We start from the raw sequence: 2,043 nt of genomic DNA on the forward strand, positions 1-2,043 counted from the left end.
GCCCCGGTCCGGTCGGACCGGGGCCGCCGCCGATTTCGCGGGAGGCCGCTCGTGCGGTTAGACTCGTGAAACTGCTCGGCGAGGGATGCCGTGCGCCTGCTTGCCGGGTGCCCGCTCCGTGATCGACGCGCTGCCGGTGCCGGACTCCCGTCCACCGGCAGGCCGTTGCCGCCGAGTGACCCCCGAACGTACTGAGGGTGTGGTCCCGGCGGTTTTCGCATTGCCTGCACCCCCGCGCCATTTCCACGAGGAGTGCAGTCGTGTCCGAGATCCGTATTGCCGCTGAGACCCGTTCCGAGTTCGGCAAGGGTGCCGCCCGTCGCGCCCGCCGCGCCGGCTTCGTCCCCGGTGTCGTCTACGGCCACGGCCACGCCCCGGTTCACCTGAACCTGCCCGGCCACGACCTGATGATGGCCCTGAAGACCCCGAACGCCCTGCTGGTCGTCCCGATCGAGGGCAAGGACGAGTACGTCCTGCCGAAGGCCGTCCAGCGCGAGGCCATCAAGCGCACCATCGAGCACGTCGACCTGCTGCTGGTCAAGCGCGGCGAGAAGGTCACCGTCGAGATTCCGGTCCACACCGAGGGCGAGCTGGCCGCCGGCGGCAACCTGCTGGAGCACGTCCTGAACGCGCTCCCGATCGAGGCCGAGGCCACCCACCTGCCCGAGTCGGTCACCGTCTCGGTCGAGGGCCTGGAGGCCGGCGCGGCCATCCACGCCAAGGACATCGTCCTGCCGGCCGGCGTCACCCTGGCCGTCGACGCCGACGCCGTCGTGCTGCAGGTCATCGGCGCCCAGGCCGCCCCGGCCGAGGACGAGGCCGCCGAGGCCGAGGGCACCGAGGCCTGAGCCTCGCCCCGTTAGTCGGACCGCTGCCCCGGTCGCTCCCGTCGGAGCGCCCGGGGCAGCGGCGTGTCCGGGATGATGACGACGAGCGCGAAGGAGAGGAAGGACGGCATGGCGGACGAGTACGAGGGCCCGTGGCTGGTGGTCGGGCTGGGCAACCCCGGGGAGCAGTACGCCCGGAACCGGCACAACATCGGCTTCATGGTGGTGGACCTGCTGGCGCAGCGGATGGGTGCCAGGTTCAAGGCGCACAAGAGCCGGGCGCAGGTGGCCGAGGGACGGCTGGCGGGCAGGCGGGTGGTGCTGGCCAAGCCGATGTCCTTCATGAACCTCTCCGGCGGGCCGGTGACGGCGCTGCGCGACTTCTACAAGGCGCCGGCCTCGGCGCTGGTCGCCGTCCACGACGAGCTGGACATCGACTACGCGACGCTGCGGCTGAAGCTGGGCGGCGGCGACAACGGCCACAACGGGCTGAAGTCGATCACCAAGTCGCTGGGCCCGGACTACCACCGGGTGCGCTGCGGGATCGGCCGTCCGCCGGGCCGGATGGAGGTCGCGGACTTCGTGCTGAAGGACTTCTCCGCGACCGAGCGCAAGGAGCTGGAGTGGTTCGTGGACCGCTCGGCGGACGCGGTGGAGGCGCTGCTGTCCGAGGGGCTGGAGCGGGCCCAGGGGACGTACAACTCCTGAGCCTCCTGACCATCCGTCAGGACCCTGCGCGGGGTACGCAACGGTCGTACAACGCTTGGCCCGTCAAACCTGAATCGGTGTGAGAAACCTGTGCGGGATCGGATAGCGTCGGCCTGGTACGCGAACGAGTCCTGGGGAGTTCTCGATGCGGGAATTGCGTCCGGACCGCCGAGTGCGGTGGAGCCGGGGGGTCGAGCTGAGGCGGCTCGGCCGGCGGGTCGGTACGGCCGGTGCGCTGGGGGTGGCCGGCGTCCTGCTGTCGGGCGGTGCGGTGGCGCACGCGGAGCCGGTCGCCGAGTCGGACCCGGCGGTCTCCCCGGAGCCGGCGGCGGCGCAGTTCGGCCCGGTGCTCGGCGACTCGATGGGCCCCGACGCGGGGCTGCTGGCGGTCGGCGGCGGCCTGGTGGTGGCGGCCGGCGGCGCGGCGCTGTGGCTGAAGCGCAAGCGCGCGGGCGAGACCGCGGAGTAGGAACCTCACGGCCGAGGGCCGGTGTCCCCGACGGGACAC

At 72.2% G+C, this 2,043-nt stretch carries 3 protein-coding genes; all 3 read left to right on the forward strand.

Features of this window, described 5'->3' with window-relative positions; translation table 11 throughout:
* Positions 1 to 260: 260 nt before the first annotated feature.
* Positions 261 to 848, forward strand: coding sequence for a 50S ribosomal protein L25/general stress protein Ctc (locus ACFRQN_RS40675; RefSeq protein ID WP_049653621.1), 588 nt, complete (start codon positions 261 to 263; stop codon positions 846 to 848).
* 108 nt (positions 849 to 956) lie between these two features.
* Positions 957 to 1,535, forward strand: a complete 579-nt coding sequence (gene pth / locus ACFRQN_RS40680; RefSeq protein ID WP_074001289.1) for an aminoacyl-tRNA hydrolase — start codon at positions 957 to 959, stop codon at positions 1,533 to 1,535.
* Positions 1,536 to 1,680: 145 nt separating this feature from the next.
* Positions 1,681 to 2,004 carry a hypothetical protein gene (locus ACFRQN_RS40685; RefSeq protein WP_143204483.1) on the forward strand — a complete coding sequence of 108 codons (324 nt, stop codon included), beginning with the start codon at positions 1,681 to 1,683 and terminating at the stop codon, positions 2,002 to 2,004.
* Positions 2,005 to 2,043: the final 39 nt, after the last annotated feature.

This window comes from Kitasatospora sp. NPDC056800 (assembly GCF_042789775.1).
Lineage (GTDB): Bacteria > Actinomycetota > Actinomycetes > Streptomycetales > Streptomycetaceae > Kitasatospora.